The 21,555-nt window shown below is 72.3% G+C and carries 19 protein-coding genes and 1 riboswitch; of the genes, 3 read left to right on the forward strand and 16 right to left on the reverse strand.

What is annotated here, in order from left to right:
- Window positions 1–34 precede the first annotated feature (34 nt).
- The 10 genes from ACGFIM_RS10280 to ACGFIM_RS10325 all read right to left on the reverse strand — a co-directional run bounded on the left by ACGFIM_RS10280 (window position 35) and on the right by ACGFIM_RS10325 (window position 12,426).
- Window positions 35–1,090 carry a threonine aldolase family protein gene (locus tag ACGFIM_RS10280; protein ID WP_393197663.1) on the reverse strand — a complete coding sequence of 352 codons (1,056 nt, stop codon included), beginning with the start codon at window positions 1,088–1,090 and terminating at the stop codon, window positions 35–37.
- A complete protein-coding gene (locus ACGFIM_RS10285; RefSeq protein ID WP_393197666.1) occupies window positions 1,087–1,716 on the reverse strand; it encodes an SDR family NAD(P)-dependent oxidoreductase in 630 nt (209 codons plus the stop codon). Before ACGFIM_RS10285 ends, ACGFIM_RS10280 begins: the two co-directional genes overlap by 4 nt.
- Window positions 1,713–3,779: a DUF6421 family protein gene (locus ACGFIM_RS10290; RefSeq protein ID WP_393197669.1), complete on the reverse strand. Its 2,067-nt coding sequence runs from the start codon at window positions 3,777–3,779 to the stop codon at window positions 1,713–1,715. Before ACGFIM_RS10290 ends, ACGFIM_RS10285 begins: the two co-directional genes overlap by 4 nt.
- A 453-nt stretch (window positions 3,780–4,232) precedes the next feature.
- Window positions 4,233–6,083, reverse strand: coding sequence for a serine/threonine protein kinase (locus ACGFIM_RS10295; protein ID WP_393197672.1), 1,851 nt, complete (start codon window positions 6,081–6,083; stop codon window positions 4,233–4,235).
- Complete coding sequence (locus tag ACGFIM_RS10300) at window positions 6,083–7,546, reverse strand: zinc ribbon domain-containing protein (RefSeq protein WP_393197675.1); 1,464 nt, start codon at window positions 7,544–7,546, stop codon at window positions 6,083–6,085. Before ACGFIM_RS10300 ends, ACGFIM_RS10295 begins: the two co-directional genes overlap by 1 nt.
- Window positions 7,547–7,947: 401 nt before the next feature.
- Window positions 7,948–8,589: an adenosylcobinamide amidohydrolase gene (locus tag ACGFIM_RS10305; RefSeq protein WP_393197678.1), complete on the reverse strand. Its 642-nt coding sequence runs from the start codon at window positions 8,587–8,589 to the stop codon at window positions 7,948–7,950.
- A complete protein-coding gene (locus tag ACGFIM_RS10310; RefSeq protein ID WP_393197681.1) occupies window positions 8,586–9,359 on the reverse strand; it encodes an ABC transporter ATP-binding protein in 774 nt (257 codons plus the stop codon). The genes ACGFIM_RS10305 and ACGFIM_RS10310 overlap by 4 nt, the downstream gene beginning before the upstream one ends.
- The gene (locus ACGFIM_RS10315) at window positions 9,356–10,384 is read right to left on the reverse strand and encodes a FecCD family ABC transporter permease (RefSeq protein ID WP_393197684.1); all 1,029 of its coding nucleotides are present in this window, start codon (window positions 10,382–10,384) and stop codon (window positions 9,356–9,358) included. The genes ACGFIM_RS10310 and ACGFIM_RS10315 overlap by 4 nt, the downstream gene beginning before the upstream one ends.
- 1 nt (window position 10,385) lies before the next feature.
- A complete protein-coding gene (locus ACGFIM_RS10320; RefSeq protein WP_393197687.1) occupies window positions 10,386–11,360 on the reverse strand; it encodes an ABC transporter substrate-binding protein in 975 nt (324 codons plus the stop codon).
- A 37-nt stretch (window positions 11,361–11,397) separates the two neighbouring features.
- A riboswitch (adenosylcobalamin-variant (AdoCbl-variant) riboswitch) is annotated at window positions 11,398–11,520 on the reverse strand.
- Between the two features lie 39 nt (window positions 11,521–11,559).
- On the reverse strand, window positions 11,560–12,426 hold the full coding sequence (locus ACGFIM_RS10325; RefSeq protein WP_393197690.1) for a Gfo/Idh/MocA family protein: 867 nt from the start codon (window positions 12,424–12,426) through the stop codon (window positions 11,560–11,562).
- A gap of 784 nt (window positions 12,427–13,210) precedes the next feature.
- Here ACGFIM_RS10325 and ACGFIM_RS10330 point away from each other — a divergent pair.
- A complete protein-coding gene (locus tag ACGFIM_RS10330; RefSeq protein WP_393197693.1) occupies window positions 13,211–13,792 on the forward strand; it encodes a histidine phosphatase family protein in 582 nt (193 codons plus the stop codon).
- 172 nt (window positions 13,793–13,964) lie between these two features.
- Here ACGFIM_RS10330 and ACGFIM_RS10335 read toward each other — a convergent pair whose 3' ends face one another.
- The 5 genes from ACGFIM_RS10335 to ACGFIM_RS10355 form a co-directional block, all read right to left on the reverse strand.
- Entirely contained in the window at window positions 13,965–14,228 is a 264-nt protein-coding gene (locus ACGFIM_RS10335) for a sigma factor (protein WP_393197696.1), read from the reverse strand.
- A gap of 36 nt (window positions 14,229–14,264) precedes the next feature.
- On the reverse strand, window positions 14,265–15,278 hold the full coding sequence (locus ACGFIM_RS10340; protein WP_393197699.1) for a maleylpyruvate isomerase N-terminal domain-containing protein: 1,014 nt from the start codon (window positions 15,276–15,278) through the stop codon (window positions 14,265–14,267).
- A 527-nt stretch (window positions 15,279–15,805) separates the two neighbouring features.
- The gene (locus ACGFIM_RS10345) at window positions 15,806–16,081 is read right to left on the reverse strand and encodes a hypothetical protein (RefSeq protein ID WP_393197702.1); all 276 of its coding nucleotides are present in this window, start codon (window positions 16,079–16,081) and stop codon (window positions 15,806–15,808) included.
- Window positions 16,082–16,169: 88 nt separating this feature from the next.
- Window positions 16,170–16,406, reverse strand: a complete 237-nt coding sequence (locus tag ACGFIM_RS10350; protein WP_345400620.1) for a DUF397 domain-containing protein — start codon at window positions 16,404–16,406, stop codon at window positions 16,170–16,172.
- Window positions 16,407–17,228 carry a helix-turn-helix domain-containing protein gene (locus ACGFIM_RS10355; protein ID WP_393199709.1) on the reverse strand — a complete coding sequence of 274 codons (822 nt, stop codon included), beginning with the start codon at window positions 17,226–17,228 and terminating at the stop codon, window positions 16,407–16,409. It lies immediately after the preceding gene.
- A gap of 230 nt (window positions 17,229–17,458) precedes the next feature.
- Here ACGFIM_RS10355 and ACGFIM_RS10360 point away from each other — a divergent pair, with 230 nt between their 5' ends.
- Window positions 17,459–17,956 (forward strand): ATP-binding protein, encoded by a 498-nt coding sequence (locus tag ACGFIM_RS10360; protein WP_393197705.1) that lies wholly within the window; start codon window positions 17,459–17,461, stop codon window positions 17,954–17,956.
- A 78-nt stretch (window positions 17,957–18,034) separates the two neighbouring features.
- Window positions 18,035–20,449, forward strand: coding sequence for a helicase-associated domain-containing protein (locus ACGFIM_RS10365; protein ID WP_393197708.1), 2,415 nt, complete (start codon window positions 18,035–18,037; stop codon window positions 20,447–20,449).
- A gap of 61 nt (window positions 20,450–20,510) precedes the next feature.
- On the opposite strand, the gene ACGFIM_RS10370 is transcribed toward ACGFIM_RS10365, so the two are convergent.
- Complete coding sequence (locus ACGFIM_RS10370; protein ID WP_393197710.1) at window positions 20,511–21,530, reverse strand: ABC transporter substrate-binding protein; 1,020 nt, start codon at window positions 21,528–21,530, stop codon at window positions 20,511–20,513.
- Window positions 21,531–21,555: the final 25 nt, after the last annotated feature.

The following is a 21,555-nucleotide window of genomic DNA, read 5'->3' on the forward strand; positions in this document are numbered from 1 at the left end:
CGCAGGCCGCAGGGGTCAGCCGCGGCGAGGGACCTCACGCCGAGGCGGCGGCCTCTTCCGCGAGGGCGGCGGCGAAGGCGTCGACGTCCTCCTCCGTGGTGTCGAACGCGCACATCCAGCGCACTTCGCCCGTGGCCTCGTTCCAGGTGTAGAAGCGGAAGCGCTTGCGCAGCCGGTCGGCGACGTCGGCGGGCAGCACCGCGAAGACCGCGTTGGCCTCGACGGGCCTGCTCAGCCGCACGCCCGGGATGCCCTCGACGGCCTCGGCCAGCCGCCGCGCCATGGCGTTGGCGTGGCGGGCGTTGCGCAGCCACAGGTCGCCGGAGAGCAGCGCCTCGAACTGCACCGACACGAACCGCATCTTCGACGACAGCTGCATGTACGTCTTGCGCAGGTAGTCGACACCGCTCGCCGCGTCGGGGGTGAGCACGACGACCGCCTCGCCGTACAGCAGGCCGATCTTCGTGCCGCCGAAGGAGAGCACGTCCACTCCCGCGTCGGTGGTCAGCGCCCGCAGCGGCACGTCCAGCGCGGCGGCGGCGTTGGTCAGGCGCGAGCCGTCGAGGTGGACGGTCAGGCCGAGGCCGTGGGCGTGGGCGCAGATCGCGGCGACCTCGTCGGGGGTGTAGACGGTGCCGAGCTCCGTGACGTTGGAGATGGAGACGACCTTCGGCTGGGCACGGTGCACGTCGCCGAAGCCCCACGCCTGCCGGTCGATCAGCTCGGGCGTGAGCTTGCCGTCGGGCGTGGGCACGGTCAGCAGCTTGATGCCCGCCGCCACCTCGGGCGCGCCGCCCTCGTCGGTGTTGATGTGGGCGGACTCGGGGCAGATGACCGCCTCCCAGGGGGCGGTCATGGCGCGCAGGGACACGACGTTGGCGGCGGTGCCGTTGAACACCGGCCACGCCTGCGCCGTCTCGCCGAAGTGCCGCCGGAAGACCTCCTGCATCGCCTCGGTGTAGACGTCGTCGCCGTAGGCGACCTGGTGGCCGCCGTTGGCCGTGGCGATGGCCTGGAGGATCTCGGGGTGCACCCCCGCGTAGTTGTCGCTGCCGAACGCCTTCAGCCGGGGGTCGTGCCGGGGATTCAAGAGGTGAGGTCCAATCGCGTGCCGTTGATCTCTTCGGCCGGGCGGTCGTAGAGGCCGCCGATGGCCGCTGCCAGGTCGTCGACGTCGGTGAACCCCGCGAACTTCGCCTCCGGCTTGGCCGCCCGCATGGCGTCGTTGACGAGCGCCTTGACCACGAGGATGACGGCCGCCGCGCCGGTGCCCTTGAGCGCGTCGGCGAGGGAGAGCGTCCACGCCTCCGCCGCCGCCTTGGCGGCCGCGTACGCCGCGCCGCCCGCGGTGGGCGCCTGCGCGGCCTGCGCCGAGACGATCACGAACCTGCCGTTGCCGCTGCGCCGCAGCAGCGGCTCGAAGGCCAGCGACACGTGCTGCAGCGTGCGGATGATCCGGTCGTGCAGGAAGTCCCAGTCGCCGAGGTCCGTCTCCGCGAACGAGGGCGCGCCGCGCCAGCCGCCCACCAGGTGGACGACGCCGTCGACGCGGCCGTGCTCGCGCTCGACGCGGGCGGCCAGCTCCTGCACGGCGGCGCGGTCGAGCAGGTCGACGTCCTTCCTGCCGGCCTCGATGACGGTGTGTCCGCCGTTACGGAAATATGCCGACACCGCCGCACCGGTGGGGCCTCCCGCCCCGGTCACCACGATGATCATGCGCGGAGTCCCTTAGTCGATTCGACCACGTCCGCCAGCTTACGGCGCAGCGCCTCGTAGAACATGCTGAGGGGGAACTCGTCGGGCAGCACCGCGTCCACCTTGGCCTTCTGCTCCTCCGGCAGCGCCTCGACGCCCTTGGCCCACACCGACGCGGGGTGCGGCGGCACGTACGCGCTGACCAGCTCGTACGCCGCCAGCCAGTGCGCCAGCTTGGAGCGGTCGATGCTGTCGCGGTAGAGCTTCTCCACCTCGCCGCGCAGGTCGGCGACGCCGTTCGCGACCCGCTCCCAGTCGATCGAGAGCCGGTTGTCGGTCCAGCGCACGATGTCGTTGCGGTGCAGGTAGGCGAAGAGCAGCTGGCCGCCGAGCCCGTCGTAGTTGCGCACCCGCTCCCCCGTGATCGGGAAGCGGAACAGCCGGTCGAACAGGATCGCGATCTGGACGTACCGGGCGTGCGGCACCCCGCGCTCCTCCAGCGTGACCGCCTCGCCGAACGCGGTCAGGTCGCAGCGCAGCTCCTCCAGCGAGTACAGCCAGTACGGCATCCGCTGCTTGATCATGAACGGGTCGAACGGCAGGTCGCCGTGGCTGTGGGTGCGGTCGTGGACGAGGTCCCACAGCACGTACGTGTCCTGGGCGAGCCGCTGCGAGGCGAGCAGCCGCTCGGCGTCCGGCGGCAGGTCCAGCCTGAGCGTCTCGGCGGCGGCCCCGGCGACCCTGCGGAACCGCGCGGCCTCGCGGTCGGCGAAGATGCCGCCCCAGGTGAAGCGGGCCGGGGTGGTGCGCACGGCGACCGTCTCGGGGAACAGCACGGCCGAGTGGGTGTCGTAGCCGGAGGTGAAGTCCTCGAACGCGATCGGCACGAACATCGGGTTGTCGTAGCCGCCCGCCTCCAGCTCGGCCAGCCAGTCCGGCCAGATCGTGCGGACCCAGACCGCCTCCAGGTTCCTGTTGGGGTTGCCGTTCTGGGTGTACATCGGGAAGACCACGACGTGCTCCAGCCCGTCCACGCGCTGAGTGTCGGGGTGGAACAGGTCGAGCGAGTCCAGGAAGTCGGGCACGCCGAGCCCCTGGGCGGCCCACTTGGCGAGGTCCGCCCGTACGGCCTCCAGGTAGGCGGCGTCGTGCGGGAAGAGCGGGGCGATCTCGGCGACCCGTTCCGCGATCGCCGCGACCAGCCCGGCGGCCCGCTCCTTGTGCTCGTCCGGCACCGAGCCGTCCTTGACCTGCAGCGGGCGCAGCTCCTCCACGGCCTCCTTGAGGCGGGCGAAGCGGGCGGCCTTGATCTCGTCGCGCGGCGTCCGGTCCGTCTCGTCGTCGGGTACGCGGGCGGCCCAGGTGATCACGTTGCCCCAGAGCCTGCGGTGGTCGTGGTCCTCGATCGAGTCGTCACCGAACAGGTCCGAGTCGGCGAACACCACCACCCGGCCCTTGCCGTGCCGCAGCGCGACGGCCAGCGGGGCCTCCGCCGGCGCCGCCGCCTGCGAGGTGCGGAACAGGACCTCGGCCCCCTCGCCCGCGGCCAGCACGCCCGAGCGGTAGAAGCAGGCCGTGCGCACGCCGGCCAGCAGCCCGGACTGCGTGGAACGTTCCCCCAGCACCCAGGTGGCCACGCCGCGGAAGGAGTGGCCGGGGTCGCGCACGGTGGTGTGCTCGACGCGGACGCCGAAGCGGGCCAGCAGGTCGGCCAGGTTGTTGCCGTACTTGTCCTGCTCCTCCTCGGCCAGCACCACCAGGCCGCCGCCGCCGCGTACGTAGGACTCGATCGCGTCCAGCTCGGCCGGGGTGAAGACGGGGCTGCCCTGCCCCGTCGTGCGCTCCCAGCGCGCGTCCGAGGGGTGGGCGATCACCAGGACGTCCTGGGCGGCGAGCGTCTCCTCGTCGAGCGGGCCGCCCGTGTGAGCCTCGACCGTGTGCCCCAGGTGCCGCAGGAGCCCGGCCGCGCGGGCGTAGCTGGTGTCGTCGGGGTGGGCCGGGTTGACGGTCTCGGCCAGCTCGCGGCGGATGGTCCACGACTCGCTGTGCGCCTCGTCGAACAGCACCCGAGGGAACGATCGCATGAAATTTCTCCTGTTTCTGCCGCTTTATGCCGGAAAATATACACACCCTTCCTGCATGCCTCGCCAATCCCTCCCGGATGGCGAGACGGATTCCGGGGATGGACGTTCCGGGACCGGACTCGGCGCACGACGACACCGCGGGCCCCGGGCTCGACGGCGTGAGGCGACTCCGGCCGGCGCCGGCGCGGCGGCACGCCTGCGGGTGGCACGCCTGCGGGTGGCACGGCTCCGAAGCACGCGCGAGCGGCCCGTCGAACACCCGCCAGGTGGGCAGCACGCCGCAACCGGAACACCGCAGGCGTCGGCTCGCGTGCGGGGCCGGGTTCCCCGTGCGCGGACCCGGCCCCTTGCGCGGAGGCGCATCACTCGTGCGCGGGCCGGACCACCCGCGCGGGGCCGACCATCCGCGCGCGGCCGCTCGGGTGCGGGCGGGCACCCGGGTGCGGGGGTGGGTCAGGAGATGTGGACGCTTTGGCGGATGCGGGCTTGGGTGGCGTCGTCGCAGGTGGTGCGGGGGCAGAAGTACATGACGAGCATGGTCTTGGGTTCGCGGTCGATCACGTAACTGACGAAGCCCAGCCGGGTGCCGGTGGCGGGGTCGTGGAGTGAGCCGTCGAAGCGGGTGGCGGGGCTGTTTCCGGCCTGGTCGAGCACGGGCCTGCCGAGGTCGACGCGGCCGGGCAGCAGGGCCTCCATCTTGGGCTTCATCAGCTCCGACGTGCCGTTGGCGTCGAGGGTGTCGGAGACCTGGACGTACACGCCGGTCAGGCTCTCCGGGTCGTCCTCGAAGATCTCGGCGATGGGCGACCAGTCGGCGCCGGGTCCGGCCACGAAGAGCTGCTCCAGCTCCTGGGCGTGCGGCGAGGCGACGGCGAAGAGGTCCTGGTGGGTGCGCACGGTCCAGTCGCCCGGGTACTCGAAGGTGAGCGGGGCGGCGGCGCTGGTCTTGTAGCGGGTCCAGGTCTCGCCGCGGTTGTTGACGATGACGATCGCCACGAGGGCGAGCGCGGCCACGGCGGCGACCAGGGTGGCGAGCACGACGGGCAGGCGGCCCGGCCGTCTCCGGCCCGTGGCGCTCTGCAGGGTGGCGGCAGGGCGCGCGCCCGGTCCCGTGCCGGGTCCGGTTCCCGGGCCGGCGCCAGGGCCCGTGCCGGGGCCTGTGCTCGTCGGGGGTGATGCGGCGGAGCCGGGAGCGGAGGCGGCCAGGTGCGGTACGGCGTGCGGGCCCGAGTGCGGGCTGGTGCCCGGCCTCGGGATGAGGTTCGGGCCCGAGCCCGGCGCGCCGAGGCCCGGACCCGGCGTACCAGGGCCCGAGCCGGGACCGGCCTGTCCCGGACCCGGCGCGCCGAGGCCCGAGCCGGGGCCGCCGTACCCGGCGTTCTGGGGGCCCGAGTCCGGGCTCCTGCGCGGTCCCGGCCCGAAGCCGCCGTACAGGTCGGCGGGCACCCCGTACGGGTCGTACGGCGGGCCGTTGATCGCATCCCGCAGCGCGGTCACGAATTCGGTGCACGTGGCGTAGCGCTGGTCGGGCGACTTGGCCAGGGCCCGGCTCATCACGGCGTCCACGGCGGGCGGGAGTTCGGGCCTGATCTGCGACAGCGGCACGGGCTGCTCGGCCAGGTGGGCCCACAGCAGCGCGATGTCGTTCTCACGCTGGAACGGCAGCCGCCCGGACAGGGCCTCGTAGACCACGCAGGCCAGCGCGTACTGGTCGCTGCGGCCGTCGATGTGCTCCTTGTTGATCTGCTCGGGCGACATGTACCGGGGCGTGCCGATGAACTGGTCGGTCTGAGTGAGCCCGGAGATGGACGAGCGGTGCTTGGTGATGCCGAAGTCGGTCAGGTAGACGTGGTCGCCGGCCAGCAGGATGTTGGCCGGTTTGACGTCGCGGTGGATGAGGTCGTGGGCGTGGGCCGCGTCGAGCGCGGCGGCCACCTGGGCGAAGATCTGGTTGGCGGGGCCGAGCGCCAGCGGGCCGCGGTCGTAGATGAGGCGGCGCAGGTCGAGCCCGTCGACGTAGCGCATGGCGATGTAGAGGACGCCGTCGGCGTCGGCGTTGGCCTCGTAGATGGGGATGATGTTGGGGTGCTCGATGCTGGCGACCGTTCTGGACTCCAGGATGAAGCGCTGCCGGAACCGGTCGTCGACGCTGAGCACCGGGTTGAGGATCTTCAGCGCCACGCGGCGGCTCAGCCGGGGGTCGAGCGCCAGGTAGACGACGGCCATGCCGCCTTTGCCGACGATGTCCTCGATGTAGTACCCGGCCACCTCCTGGCCGATGAGCGATCTTTCGTTCAATGGCATCACGTCTCGATGGGGTGGCCGCAGTAGCCGCAGAAGCGGTGCGCCGGCCCGAGTCTCATGCCGCACGAGGTGCAGTACTTGATCGCCGGGTTGGGCGCTGTCATCACCTGCTGCTGCGAGGCCACGTGGAACGGCTGGGACCGCCGTACGACCACGGTCTGATCGGCGCCGTCGTCGAGCGGTGGGCCGGCCGCGAGGGGCTGTGGCGGTTCTGTCACTACTTCGGGAGTGCGGCGGCGCCACAGCAGATACGCCCCACCGCCGGCGGCCAGGAAAAGTATCCCGGCGGCAAGGATGAGCGGCCACAGGGGCGTGGAGCGCTCGTCCTGCAGCGCCGCGGCCTGCCTGGTGCCCTGGTCCTCGGGTCCGCCCCGCTTGGCCAGCGCGTCCTTGAGCAGTTCGGCGGCCACCACGTTGCCCGGGTAGAGCTCGAGCACGCGCTGGAAGCCCGGCGCGGCCTCGGTGTAGTACTTCGTGTGGTAGCGGGTGAGCGCGGCTTCGAAGGCGGTGTCGATCGCGCCTCTGCGCGGCACGACCTTGGCCTGGCTCAGCAGGCCGGTGACCTCTCTGATGCCGATCATCCGGCCGTCCTTGCCGCCTCCGACGAGCAGGCCGATGACGTGGCCGTCCTTGTCGCCGATCACGGGCGCGCCGATCATGCCCTTGTCGGCCAGGCCGCCGAGCTTGACCGGCTCGTCCGCCTTGTTCTCGGGGTCGGCGAACGGCCGCCCGCCGTCGCCCGCCGAGCCGCCCTTGCCGAGGTGGGCGATCTCGACGGTGTGCTTGACCTTGGGTCCGGGGCGGCCGGTGAAGCCCGCCACGCTGACGGGCGCGCCGACCTGGTCGGGCACCTTGTCGGCGAGCGGCGCGGTCGGCATGCCGACGCCGCCGGACACGGGGGTCACCGGTGCCAGCACGGCCGGCGAGTCGGGTTTCGGCCCGGCCTTGATGCACTTGACCTTGAAGCCGTCAGGGCTGGCCGGCGAGACGTTGGGGTAGGCGGTGATCTCGGTGGTGACGTCGATGATGCAGGTGGCGGTGATGCTTTCGGGCTTGTAGCACTGCTGGAGGTGGCGGTCGAGTATGGGGTTCTTGAGGCGGTGCTTCTTGTCGTCGGCGGGGATCTTGACCTTGTGGTGCTCGGCGAAGATCTTGTTGGCGGCGTAGACGGCGACGTCGTCGGGGTTGATGGCGAGCCGGCGCAGGGTGACGATCGTGCCGTCCGGGTTGATCACGGTGCCCGTTCCCTCGGCGAAGGGGATGTCGTAGGAGCGCTCCACATGTATGAGCTCTCCGACGTGGTCGAGCAGAGTGATCTCCACGTGGGAGACGGCCTCGAGCCGTACGACGGCCGGGGTCACCAGGTCGGTGATCCCGCTGGGGTGCTCGTGCGCCGAGGCGGGTAACGCGGTGAGCACGAGCGCCACCACAATGCCACCGGCAAGGGCTCTGAAGCGCGCCATCTCTCCGCTCCAAACGCACGACTACGACCAGCGTCCCAAGCACGTGCCGTAAGTCAATAGACCACTACACAGACAAGCGCTTGGTTGGGGACATACCGTACCCGGATGGGCATTACGCTCGGCGTCGATGCCGGCGGCACCGTCACCGACGCGGTCGTTCGCAGTACGTCCGGCTCGTTCTCCATGGCCACATGTCCGAACCCCCACTACGACCCATCGCGGGGATCGTCACCGGCGTTACATGCGCGCTCGCGCGGCGCGACCCCTCCCATGCCACCCCGTGGTGCACGCCACCACCCCGGCCGGCGACGCGGTGCTCGAACGCACAGGGGCGCGCGTGACGTCCGTCGATATCCGCGCCACCTGCCCGGCGCGCGGTCACACCTTCGCATTCACCCCGGTCACACGGCGTGATGGCCGCGCCACGCTTCTGCGCCGCGTAACACGGCGGTGTGGACGGCGCGGGCGACGCGGGCGCCCCACTCCGAGCGCGGCCCGCCGAAGACCTCCTGCGGCCCCTCGGCCGGTACGGCGACGCAGACGGCGTCGGACGCGGTGCCGGTGCCCTCGAAGCCCGCCTCCAGCATGGCCTGGGTCTTGGCCTCGGTGACCGTCATGACGGTGTTGACGAGGGCGGCGTCCGTCATGGCGACGGGCAGCTTCACCACGATGTTGATGGTGCCGACGCGGATGGGGGCGAGCTCGGGGTCCTGGTGGCCCTCAGGTGCGGCGGCCCAGGTGGGGACGCGCAGCCCGACGGTGGCCCACGCCTCCGCGCCGCCGTCGGCGGCGCGGACGTACCGGTCCACGGAGGCCGCGGTCATCATGCCGACCCCGGCCCCGTGCGAAGGCCCGAGCGAGATGAGGTGATCGACCGGGTCCATCCGCGCGTACCCGGCGACGACCTGGGCGTTCAGCACCCACTCGCGCTCGCCGATGCCGCCGCCGAGCAGCGCGGAGGAGATCATTCGCCAGCCGGGGCCGAACTCCCACAGCAGCGAGCCGAGCCTGGCGCCGTCCTCGACGCGGTAGGTGAGCTTCATGGCCCTCCCCTGACCAGGTGCACGACGGGCCGCCCGTCAGGGCCCGGCTCGATCTTCACATGCGCGTCGAAGTGCCGCCCGACCAGCTCCTCGGTCAGCACGGCGGCGGGCTCGCCGGTGGCGACGGCACGGCCGCCGGCCAGCAGCGTGAGGGAGTCGGCGTAGAGACCGGCGACGGTGAGGTCGTGCAGGGTGGTGACGACGGTGAGCCCGTCGGCGCGGCGCAGCCGGTCGATCAGCTCCAGCACCTGCTGCTGATGGCCGAGGTCGAGCGCGGTGGTGGGCTCGTCGAGCAGCAGCACCGGCGCCTCCTGCGCGAGCGCCCTGGCCAGCACGGCGCGCTGCCGCTCGCCGCCGGACAGCTCGCCGACCGGCCGCATGGCGAGCTCCGCCAGGTCGAGCCGGTCCAGGACGGACTCGGCGACGGCCCGGTCCCGTGCGCTCTCCCTCCCCAGATAGGGGATGTACGGGGTGCGCCCGAGCAGCGCGTAGTCGAAGACCGTCATGTCGGGCGGCAGTGCCGGGGCCTGAGGCGCGTACGCGACGAGCCTGGCCCGCTCGCGCGGCTTGAGCGCGGCGGCCGGCCGGCCGTCCAGCTCGACCCGGCCCTGGTGCGCGATGAGCCCCATGACGCTCTTGAGCAGGGTGGACTTGCCGGCCCCGTTGGGCCCGATGACGGCGGTCCACTCGCCGCGCCGCACGTCGAGGCTCACCTGGGAGAGCACCTCGCGCTCGCCGAGCCGTACGGTGAGATCGCGCGCCCTGATCACGTGACCACCCGCCTGGTCATGCGCAGGACGGCGACGAAGAACGGCGCGCCCACGAACATGGTGACCACGCCGATCGGCAGCTCGGCAGGGGCGAGCACGGTGCGGGCGACGAGGTCGGCGAGCACCAGGAACGCCGCGCCGCCGATGAGCGACAGCGGCAGCACGATCCGGTACGAGCCGCCGGCCAGCCGCCGCACCACGTGCGGGACGACGATGCCGACGAACCCGATGAGCCCGCTCACCGCGACGGCCGCCGCGGTGGCCAGGGAGGCGGCGAGCAGCACCACGAACCGCACCCGCCCGGCCCGCACGCCGAGCCCCGCGGCCTCCTCGTCGCCGACGGACAGCACGTCGAGCATGCGCCCGTGCAGCAGGAGCAGCACGGCGGAGACGGCGGCGTAAGGCAGCACCAGCAGGACCTGGTCCCACCCGCCGCCGAGGTCACCGAGGATCCACGCGTAGATGCGCTGGAGCTTCTCCACCTCGAGCTGCTGCAGGACGGTCTGGATGGCGGTCAGGAACGAGGTGACCGCCACGCCCGCCAGCACGAGCGTGGCCGTGCCGCCGCTGCGCCCGGCCGTGTTGCCCAGCGTGTACGCGAGGAGCACCCCGCCCACCGCGCCCGCGAAGGCGGCCACGGGCACGCTGGCGGACGGCAGCAGCACGATCGCCGCCGTCGCCGCGAGCCCGGCCCCCGCCGCCGCGCCCAGCAGGTACGGGTCGGCGAGCGGGTTGCGGAAGACGCCCTGGTACCCGGCTCCGGCCATGGCGAGCAGCCCGCCGACCACGGCCGCCATGAGCACCCTGGGCAGCCGCAGCTCGAACAGCAGCCCCTGCTCGACCGGCGCGAGGCCGGAGTCCACGTGGACGAGCGGGAGCCAGTCCACGACCTGGAGCACCACCTGCCAGGGCGAGATGTCGGCGGCGCCGTCGAGCAGCCCCGCGATCATGCAGGCGGCCAGCAGGAGCAGGGCGCCGGCGAGCCACAGCGGCCGGGCCCGTGCGGGGCGGGCCTGAGTCGCCACGTCAGCTCGCGCCGTCGGTCTTCGCCTGCGCCGCGTCGGCCACGGCCGCGCCGATGCTCCTCGCCAGGTCGACGACGCGCGGCCCCCAGCGGGACGCGATGTCGTCGTCCAGCTCGATCACCCGGTCGTTCTCAACGGCGGACAGGTTCTTCCAGCCGGGGCGGGCGGCCAGCGCCTCCTTGTTCTGCCCGCAGCACTTGACGTCGGCGAGGAAGATCAGGTCGGGGTCGGCCTGGGCGACGAACTCGGCCGACAGCTTGGGGTACCCGCCGGCCGCGTCGGGAGCCTTGTCGGCGATGTTGGTCAGGCCGAACATGCCGTAGATCTGGCCGATGAACGTCTTGGACGTCACGGCGTACGGCGTCTGGTCGAGCTCGTGGTAGTAGGTGAGCCCGGCGTCCTTGGGCGCCTTGGAGACCAGGTCGTCGATGGCGGCCTTCATGTCGGTGACGACCTTGTCGGCATCGGCCTGGTGGCCGGTGGCCGCGCCCAGCTCGGAGATCTCCTCATACGCCTCGTCCAGGTTCGTGGCGGCGGGCTGGTGGAGCACGGGCACGTCGACCTTGCCCAGCTCGGAGACGATGTCGTCGATGTCGTCCGACACCACGACGAGGTCGGGCTTCTGGGCGACGATGGCCTCGACGTTCGGCTTGAAGCCGGACAGCTCCGTCGTGGGGGCCTCCGGCGGGTGGTTGGAGCGGTCGTCCACGGCGACGACCTGCGAGCCGGCGCCGATGGCGTACAGGGTCTCGGTGTGGGTGGCCGAGAGCGAGACGATGCGCTCGGGCCGCTTGGGGATGGTGACCTTGCCGTTGGCGGCCTCGACGGTGACGGGGAAGCCGCCGCCGGCGGGGGCGGTGGAGGAAGCGGCGGATGAGGGGGCGGCAGTGCCGGCTGTGGTGCCGGTCTGGCCGCAACCGGCCAGAGCGAGCGTTCCCAGCAGCGCGCCCGCGAGAACCGTGCGTACGGGCCTCACGAGAAGTCCTTTCACACTGTTGGAACCGAGAGACCCGCTTGTAGTGACGGATCACCCTTTTCCACGAGGGTTGATATGCGTCGGCGCAGAGGCAGGCGACCTGGCTATGACAGTTGCGGGACAGCGCCGGAATCTCACCGGACTTCGCTGCGCACTGCGCGTCGGGCAAACGGTATCAATTCCCCGCCCGCCCGAGGAGTCAAGGGGTCGCCAGTTGGGCCTCCGCCTCGGCGATGATCTCCTGGATGCGCAGGCCGTGCGCGGCGTCGAGCGGATGACCGCCGCCCTTCCGTACGGTCGCGGCGAACTCCTCGGCGACCGTGGCCAGGTAGTCGTCGCCATCGACCTGGGGCGACAGGACGGCGCTGCCGGTGCGGCCGTACACGGCGATGCCGGCCGGCGGCGTCTCACCACCGGCCGCCATGCTGAGCGACGCCTCGCTGACCGCGCCGCCCTCGTGCTCGAGCAGCAGGCCGACCCAGCGCAGCGGGTGGCCGTGCGCCCGCACGCCCGTGACGGGGCCGAGCGCGGCGTCCAGCAGATCGATCACGTGCGGTCCCACGTCGAGCAGCGCACCGCGTTCCAGCCGCCAGGGCGTCGCGAACGGATGGTCGCCGAGCAGCACGCCGGAGATGTTGGCCGCGTGGCCGCCGAACGGCTCCACCTCGGCGCAGCGGGCCAGGAACCGGCGGACGGCGGCGGTGTAGCGCAGCGAGAAGACCATCTGGGAGGCGACGCCCGCCTCGGCGATCGCGTCCGCCACCCGGCGGGCGGCCGCCGGCTCGTCCGCGAGCGGCTTCTCCAGCAGCAGGGCCTTGCCGGCGCGGGCGGCGCGCACGGCGTACTCGGCCTGGACGGCGGGCGGCACGCAGAACGCGACCGCCTCGCAGTTGTCGAACAGCTCCTCGACGCTCGCGTACACGGGCGCGCCCAGCTCGGCGGCGGCCTCGGGGCGGCGGGCCCAGACGCCGGCCAGCCTCGTGTGCGGGCTCTTGGCCAGCATGGGCGCGTGCGCCATCCGCGCCCAGGGTCCCGCGCCGATCAGCCCGACCGCCACCGGTTCCATGCACGTCCTCCTTCGCGAATCACCCGATCTTTCACCTTAGACGACACACCACCGAAGATCCCTCCACCTCGATGTCCACCCGCGCCCCGGCCGGACACCCCGAGCAGCCGGCCACACACCGCACGGCCGGCCACCCACCGGACGGCCCGCACGCACCGAGCGACCAGCCCACGCACAGGACCGCAGGCCACACGCCGGACGGCCGTACCGCCCCTCCCCCGCCGCGGCCGCGCCGACCTCCGCGTGCGGTAGGCGAACGATGCGCGCAGGGGCCGGGGCCGGGTCCCTGTCCGCCCGCACAAGCGCGCACCCGGCAGGTCGCTCGCGCGTCAGGCGGGCGACCCGCGGCACAGGCGCGCCTTCTCCGCGCAAGCGATCAAAGCGTGGGGCGAGGCCGAACATCGTTCACGCCGCGAAGGTGCACCGGCGGGCCGGCCGCGCGTGAGCGGATGTGGCTTCCCGAAGCCGGCCACGGCCGGCGGCGCATCCGCCGGCCGCGTGCTTGAGCGGGTGGCGCTTGGCGGTGTGGCGTGAGGCAGGTGTGGCGTCAAGCCGGTGTGGCCTGCCAGGCCGGCTTGGCGCGCCAAGCCGGCTGTGGCACCGTCAAGCCGGTGTGGCGTGTCATGCCGCTGTGGCGCGCCGATCGCCCACGGACCCGATCGCCCACGGATTCCGTGCTGAGCAGCGGCCCGGATGCGGCCGTGCGGGTCGTCGGCGGGCGCGCGGAGAGAGGCGGGCGGGTACCGGCGGGTGGGCGCGATCGGGCGTGCCGGATGATGGAGCCATGAAGGAGATGCTGCTGCTCAGGCATGGAGAGACCGAGTGGAGTAAGGCGGGCAGGCACACGGGCCGTACGGACCTGCCTCTGACGGAGCACGGCGAGGAGCAGGCCAGAGCGCTGGCGCCGCTGACGAAAGAGCCTTTCGACCTGGTGCTCGTCTCCCCCGCGCAGCGGGCGAGGCGGACGGCGGAGCTGGCCGGTTTGACCGAGTACGAGGTGGATCCCGACCTGTGGGAGTGGGACTACGGCGGCTATGAGGGCATCACCACGGCGAAGATCCGTGAGACGCGGCCGGGTTGGTACTTGTGGCGTGACGGCGTGATCCCCGGCGATGCCGAGCATCCGGGCGAGAGCGCCTCGGAGGTGGCGGTGCGCGCCGACCGGGTGATCGCGCGGGCCCGCGCCGTGGAGGGCCGGGTGGCGCTGGTGGCGCACGGGCACTTCCTGCGTGTGCTGGCCGCACGGTGGCTGGGCTTGGCTCCCGAGGACGGCCGGTTGCTCCGGCTGGACACCGGCACGTACTCGCGGCTCGGCTACGAGCACGACGAGCCGGTGCTGCTCGCCTGGAACGCCCCCGTCACCTGACCGGTCCGCGCCCCGGCCATCGGGCTCGGGCGCACGGGACCATCCGGGCTGCGCGCCCCAGACCCACGCCCTCACGGACTCGGGCGCGCGCGGCCATCCGTGTTGCGTGCCCCCAGGCCATCGCGGACTCGGGCGCGCGACCGTCCGGGCTGGCGCGGGCGGGCCGCGTGGATCAGCCGACGTGGGCGTGCAGGGCGGACTCGTGCAGCGCCATGCTCGCCAGCCGGCCGCGGAGCGAGCCGAGTGCCGGGTCGTACGAGAGCGGATTCCCCCACAACGCCACGAACACCCGCTGCGTGATCTCCTCCGCCTGCGCCTGGCTGCCGGTGACCTTGACGGCGACGCCGTAGACGTACGGGCCGTGCCGGTCGTAGGCGTCGGCCAGCGCGTCGAGGTCGCCGGCGGCGAGGCGGGCACGCACGTCCATGTCGCTCATCAGTCGCACCCCAGGGTCGCGGCGGCGGCGATCAGGTCACGGGCGAGCGCGGGGTCGCCCTCGGCCGCGTACGGGAAGGCGCCGGGCGGCCGGCGGTTGCCCAGCAGCCGGCAGAAGCCGGCGGCGTCCGCCGAGATGAGCACGGCCACGTGGTCGGACGCGGGCGAGAGCGGGATCGTCCAGGTGCCGCCGCCGGGGCCGGTGAGCACGATGGTGGCCGAGACGTCGCGGCGCGGCCCGCGCAGCGCGCGGCAGCAGCGCCAGGCCGAACTCGGCGATCATGTGCACGTGCTGGGGCCGTGGCTCAGCCTTGGCGCGGCCGATGGCCGCCCTGATGTCGTCGGTGTGCGCCCAGGTCTCGAACGTGCGCTGGATCATGGCTTGGCGCAGCGGCGCGCGGGCCGGTCGCGCTCCGGCGAGCGCCACCTCCACGCCGAGCAGCACCTCGCTGCCCGCCGCCACCCGCGACAGCAGCAGGCCCGCCTGCTCCCGCCAGCGCCGGTACTCGGGCACGGCGGCCCGAGGGCCGGTGCCGCTCTCTGCCGGTACACCGGAAACGGTGCCGTTCCCTGTGGGAGCGTCCGGGCCGGGGCCGGTCGGTGCGGCCGAGCCTGCGCCGTCGCCGGTGCGGGCGCCGGTCGGTGCGCGGGTCACCGTGGCCGGGACGCCCATGAAGCGGGCCACGGTGGCGTCGTTGGCCGTCAGGTGATCGACCAGACCGCGGACGGTGCCGTGCTTGGGCACCGGCGCCTCCCACTGGGCGGCGCTCAGCTCGGCGAGCAGGTCGTCCATGAGCGCGACCTGCTCGGCGTACGGGACGGCGACGGTGGCCACGCCCACGGCGGCCGGGTTGCGGCGGCGGCGCGCCGCCGAGAGCACGGCCTCGCGCAGCCTGGGCGGTGGTTCGGCGAGCGGCTCGAAGGGAGTCCCGTCAGGCGGGTTCGCCACGGTCTCCGGATGATCGAGCAGCGCGATCGCCGCGCCGCAGTCGAAGCACGAGGCGACGTGCTCGTTCGGGGTCTGCCCGTCGAAGAGGTAGGAGTCCGCCATTGGCCACCTCCGCAGCCGACGCTGTCCCGGCCCGTTTCCTGGCGTGCCGGGAGGCGGCCGGAGAACGGTGCCTGCAGCGTCTCACGCCAGGGACCTCCGAGATAGACGCGAGCGCGTTTTATCCACAGTTGTCCCTGGCGCCGGCCTGCGGCCGCCTCGAGCATGACGGCTCACCGTCGCCGCGGACCCGGCCCGCAGCCACCCCGGGCCCGACGGCCCACCGTCGCCGGGGTCCCGGAGACGGTGGCCGCGTGCTCACGGACGCGGTCCCAGAGACAGCGGCCCCCGTACTCATGGACGCGGCCCCAGACACAGCGGCCCCCGTACTCATGGACGCGGTCCCAAAGGCGGCGGCCCTGTGCTCGTGTGGCCCCGTGCTCGTGGGCGCGGGCCGATGCGGACGCGGCGTGCTCCCGTCGCCGCGGCCGTCATCGAGGCCGTCATCGAGACGGTGGCTCGCGTAAGAGCGCATAAGAGGCCGTCGCGGGCACGGCGGTCGCCGCGGCCGGACATGCGCCCGGCCGCCGTCAGGCCAGGGCCTGGGCGGGTTGCGGCCCGCGTCCCGTCAGCCATTCGAGCACCTTGCGGTGGCCGGTGGCGGCGTCCTCGAAGCGGCCCCAGTGCCAGTAGCGGGGCTGGTCCCGGATGCCCGTCACCCAGGTGCGGTAGGAGACGGTGACCGGTTCCTTCCCGCCGTCCCCGCCGGTCGCGGGCGCGACACCGTATGTGCGGATCACGACCTTGCCGCCCGGCGCGAACAGCACGTCGTCGGCGATCGGATACAGGGTCATCTGGTCGAGCATGACCCCGATACTCGCCGCACGACGAGGCCGGGCGGTTACACCTCCGGCGCGCCGCCGTTAAGCGGACGCGCCGGAGGTTAACACGCTGTTACACGAGCAGGCCGTCGAATTCTCCATCCTTGACACCGAGCACGAGGGCCCGGATCTCGTCACGGGTATAGATGAGGGCAGGTCCGTCGGGGAAGCGCGAGTTGCGCACCGCGATGCCCCCGTCGGGGAGCTCCGCGAGTTCGACGCAGTTGCCCTGGGAGTTGCTGTAGCGGCTCTTGCGCCAGGCGACCTCCGTCAGGTCCGCCGCCGGCATGCCGTTGTAGGTCTGGTTCATCTACATCTTTCTGAGAAGACCGCCGATGAGCTCGACGGTGCCTCCTGGCGTGGTGCTCTCCACGCACAACTGCTCCATGGCCGTGAGGTACGGGTCGATGTCCTCACGTTTGTCCAGGTACAGGGCACCCCAGAGCTGCTCGACGTAGACCACGTCCGACAAATCGGACTCGGGAAACCGCAAGATGCTGAACGCGCCTCCCTCGGCGGCGTGCTTGCCGAACTTGAAGGGCATCACCTGGATGGTGATGTTGGGTAGGGCGGCGACCTCCAGCAAATGCTCGAGCTGCTCGATCATGACCTCCCGCCCGCCGATGGTCCGCTTGAGCGCCGCCTCGTCGATGACGGCCCACAGCTTGGGCCCGTCCTTGCGGGTGAAGCGCTCCTGGCGCTGCATGCGCAGGTGCACGCGCCGTTCGATGTCTTCGGGACTCGCATCGGGGTTGCCGAGCTGGTAGACCGAGCGCGCGTATGCGGCCGTCTGCAGCAGGCCGGGCACGAACTGCACCTCGTAGGTCCTGATCACGCTCGCGGCCTCTTCCAGGCCGATGTACGTGGTGAACCAGTGCGGCAGCACGGCCGAGTACTTGTGCCACCACCCGGGGGTGTTGGCCTCGCGCACCATCTCCAGCAGGGCACGGCGTTCGGCATCGTCGACGACGCCGTACAGGGTGAGGAGGTCTTCCACGTCACGTGTCTTGAATCCCACGCGCCCGAGCTCCATGCGACTGATCTTGGACTCGGATGCCCGGATGTGGAATCCGGCCTGTGCCCGGTCGAGCCCGCAGCGCTCACGGAGACGCCTGAGGCTCGCCCCCAGCATGATGCGCCGAACGGTCGAACCGGTCCCTGGCGGATCAATGGACACGTGCTTGCTCCTTGGTCGTTTCCTTGCCACCAAGTGTGTCACTTCACGGCCGAAAGATCATGGCCGCGGACAAGATCCCCTTTCCCCCAAATTGACCTTTTGAAGAGAACCGTAGCGCGTGCACGCTCACTCTGCACGTGCATTCGCTCTTGCACCTGCACGAGAGTTTGGCGCAGAATGATCACGTGCAATCCACCCCGGCGCACGGCCAGTGGACCACGTTCGAGTGGTGGCCTCCGATCGGCTGGTGGCCCGAGGCGGCTCGCGACCTTCTGGTCCCGGGCCCGGCGGCCAGCGCCACATTCGTCCTTCCGCCCGCGGCGTCCTCCGTACACTCCGCTCGCAGCTTCTGCTCCGGCACGCTGGCCGGCTGGGGTCTCGGCGAGATGGCCGAGAACATGGAGCTGGTGGTCTCCGAGCTCGCCACCAACGCGCTGCGCCACGGCCTGTGCCTCGACGACCCCGACAGCGCCCGCCGCTCGGTGCAGTTCTCCCTGGTACGCCGGGGTCACCTCGTGACCAGCGCCTTCACCGATCCAGGCTCATCGGTGCCGGTGCTGCGATACCCTGGCCCCCTTGACACCGGCGGCCTCGGACTCCACATCGTCGAATCGCTCAGCCTCCGCTGGGGCTGGTCCGCACTCGCGCCCCGCGGGAAGATCGTCTGGGCAGTCCTCTCCTGACCGGGGGTGATCTGCATTACCGTGGATGGTCATGGCTCACGGTGAGTCCCGCGCGCGACCCCATGAGAGTGCTGACAGATGGAAGATCACCTGCTCGGCTGGCTACGAACACTAGACGAGGACAGGCTCGGGCGCATCCTGGCCAACCGGCCTGATGCCATCGCCGCGCCCTGGCCCCGCCGTCTCGACACCCTCGCCCAGCGGCTCGGCAACGGTTTCGCCGTCATGGAGACCCTGCGCCGGCTGCCACTCCCCTGCCTGCAGCTCGCCGAGGCCGCACTGGCCATGAGCCGCCCCGCCCCCGACTCCCTCGCCCGCTTCCTCGACAGCGATCCCGGCACCGTCACCTCCTGGCTCGACCACCTCTACGACCACGCGCTCGCCTGGCCCGGCGACGACGGCGTCATCCACTTCGCCGAAGGCCTCGCCCGCCACTGGCCGGCCCCGCTCGGCCTGGGCGAGCCGCTCGAGCACTACCTCAACTCCTGGTCCATCAGCAACGACGCGCTGCACGCGCTCGCCCGCGCGCTCGGCCTGCCGGTGCAGGGCGGCAAGCGCCGCACGATCACCCGCGTCATCGAGGCGCTGAGCGACGAGGGCCGCCTGCGCGCGCTGCTCGCCTCCGCCCCCGAGGGCACCACCGGGCTGCTCGAACGCTTCGCCTGGGAAGGCCCGTCGCGCGACGTCGACGGCGGCAGGTTCGTCACCCCCGGCACGCCGGAGAAGTGGTGCGCCGACCACGGCCTGCTCTTCCGCCCGAACTGGCACGTCGCCGAGATCCCCCGCGAGGTGGCGATCAGGCTGCGCGGCCCCGGCTACCACCCGCCCTTCCAGCCCGTGGCCCCCGAGATCGCCACGATCCCGATCGACCCGGAAGAGGTCGACCACCTCATGACGCTGGCCGCGCCGCACGTCGTCGAACGCTGCGCGGCGCTGCTCGACAACACCTCCAAGACCCCGCTGCCGCTGCTCAAGACCGGCGGTGTCGGCGTGCGCGAGGTGCGCAGGGTGGCCAAGGAGACCGGCTGCGACGAGGACGAGACCCGCCTGCTGCTGGAGATCTGCGCGGTGGCCAGGCTGCTGGCCTGGGACGAGCCGTCCGGCGGCATGATCCCCACCGAGCGGTTCGACCGGTGGCGGCTGGACGAGAGCTCGGCGCGGCTGCGGGTGCTGCTGGCCGCCTGGTGGCGCATGGAGCGCTCGTCCCTGCGCAAGGTCGACGGCAAGTACGGCACCGTGCTCGGCGACGACCCCGCGGGCGGCACGCTGGCCGAGATCCGCAGAGCCGTGCTGTCGGTGCTCGCCCATCTGCCCGCGGGCACCGCGTTCGCCGACCGCGACAGCCTCATCGCCGCGGTCCACTGGCACGCGCCGCTGCTCGACGTGGCGCTGCTGCGCTCGGCGGCGCCGGCCGTGCTCGACGAGGCCAGGCTGCTCGGGCTGCTGGCCAACAACGCGCTGACCGATCTCGGCCGGGCGCTGGCCGCGCTCACCGCGAAGCCGGGCAGCGAGAACGACGACGCCGTCCCGATGGTCGAGCACGACCCCGTGCTGGCGGAGGCGGCCACCCGGGCGCTGGCCAGCGTCCGCAGGAGCGCGCTGTTCGGCCCCGACCTGACCGCCGTCGTCACCGGCCCGCCGTCGGCCGAGCTGGCGGCGCTGCTCGACCGCACCGCCGAGCGCGAGTCGCGCGGCGCGGCCTCGGTGTGGCGCTTCACCACCGAGAGCGTGCGCCGGGCGCTCGACCAGGGCTACGACGCGGACGGGCTGCTCGACGAGCTGGCGGCCGTGGGCACGATCCCGCAGCCGCTCGAATACCTGATCCGCGACACCGCGCGCCGCCACGGCGAGGTGACGGTCACCACGGTCGGCTGCATCGTGCAGGCCGCCGACCCGGCGCTGCTCGCCGAGATCGCCGCGCACCGGCGGCTCGGCCGGCTCGGGCTGCGACTGCTCGCGCCCACGGTGCTGGTGAGCAAGGCCCCCGCCGACCGCACGCTGGCCGCGCTGCGCGAGGTCGGCTACTCCCCCGTGCCGGTCTCCGACACCGGGGAGATCACCATCCACCGGGCCAAGCCGGAGGAGCCCGCGGGCGGCAAGCTCATCCTGCTGCCCGGCGGCCAGGTGGCCGAGCTGTCCGACTTCCCCGGCATCGCCGAGACGCCGCCGTACATGCTGGCCGAGCCCACGCCCGACCCGTACGAGCACGCCCGCAGGCTGCTCGCCGCCGACCGCCCCGAAGACGACACGAACGGCCGCACCTGGGCCATCATCGGCCGCATGGCCACCCGGCTGCCGACCGCGCAGCAGTCGCTGCTCGGGTTCGTGGTCGATCGCGGCGTGCGGGCCGGCATCACGCTGGCCGACGGGCTGACCGCGACGATCAGCCACGGCGAGCTCAAGGGCGCCGCGCTCGACGCCTGGTGCGAGGAGGCGGGCGACTACCTGGAGTTCCCGCTCGCCGAGATCGTCGAGGTGCGCGGCGCCTACTGAGACACCTGGCGGCGGCTCCTGCCGAGGGCTCTGCCTGAGGCGCCCGCCGGGGCGGCAGGCGCTACTTCAGCGGCTTGGCCTTCGCCAGGTTCTCCACCAGGTCCTCGAGGAAGCCGGCGTACCCCTGGTAGCTGAAGGGCGTCTCGGCCGCCCACGGGTAGAGCTGGCCGGCCTTGACCGCGGGGAGCTTGGCGAAGGTGGGCTTCTTCATCATCTCTTCGGGCTTGAGCGCCTGCGTGCGGGTGTCGTAGAGGATCACGTCGGCGTCGTAGGTGTCGGCGTTCTCCCAGCTCAGCGTCTGGAAGAAGCCGCCCTCGTCGACCTTGTCCGGTTTGACGACGTTCAGGCCGGCGTCGGTGAGGTGCACGATGTCGGGGTACTCGGGCGGGTTGACGATCCAGAACGCGTCGGCGCCGCCCGACACCATGAGCACCCTGAGGTCCTTGAAGTCGGCCAGCTTCTTGGTGGCCGCCTCCATGCGGGCCTTGGCCTCGGGCACGCCCGCCATGTCGGCGCCGAGCGACTGGGCGAGCTTCTCGTACGTGCCGATGACCTCGGTGGCGCTGCGGCCGGTGAGCATGACGCCGACGGTGGGCGCGACCTGCTCGATGGTGTCCTTGGACTTCTCGGGCACGTACCAGAGGGTGCCCTTGACGTACATGCTGCTGACGAGCAGGTCGGGCTGCAGGGCGATGTACTGCTCGACGTTGAACTCGTCCCAGACGTTGCCGAGGCCGGTGACCTTGGTGATGTCGACGTTGCCGACCTGCGGGTCCTTGCTGCCGTCGGCGAGCTTGTGCGGGCCGAAGACGCCGATCGGGCGCACGCCGAAGTCCCACAGCGCGGCGGCGGCGCCGACCTGGGCGACGATCCTGGTCGGGACCTTGGGCAGGTCGATCTTCTTGCCGCGGTCGTCGGTGAACGTCCACCCTTGCGCGGACGGCGCGCCGGACGCGCCCGTGGACGAGGCGGGCGCCGCCTCCGTGCCGCCGCCCTCACCGCACGCCGCGAGTGTCAGGGCCGCGGCGAGACCCGCCGCGCCCGCGAGGAAGCCCCTGCGCGGCAGTACCGGTCCCGACATGTGCATCTCCTCAGGTTGCCTGGCC

The organism is Nonomuraea sp. NPDC049309 (assembly GCF_043196965.1).
GTDB lineage: Bacteria > Actinomycetota > Actinomycetes > Streptosporangiales > Streptosporangiaceae > Nonomuraea > Nonomuraea fastidiosa.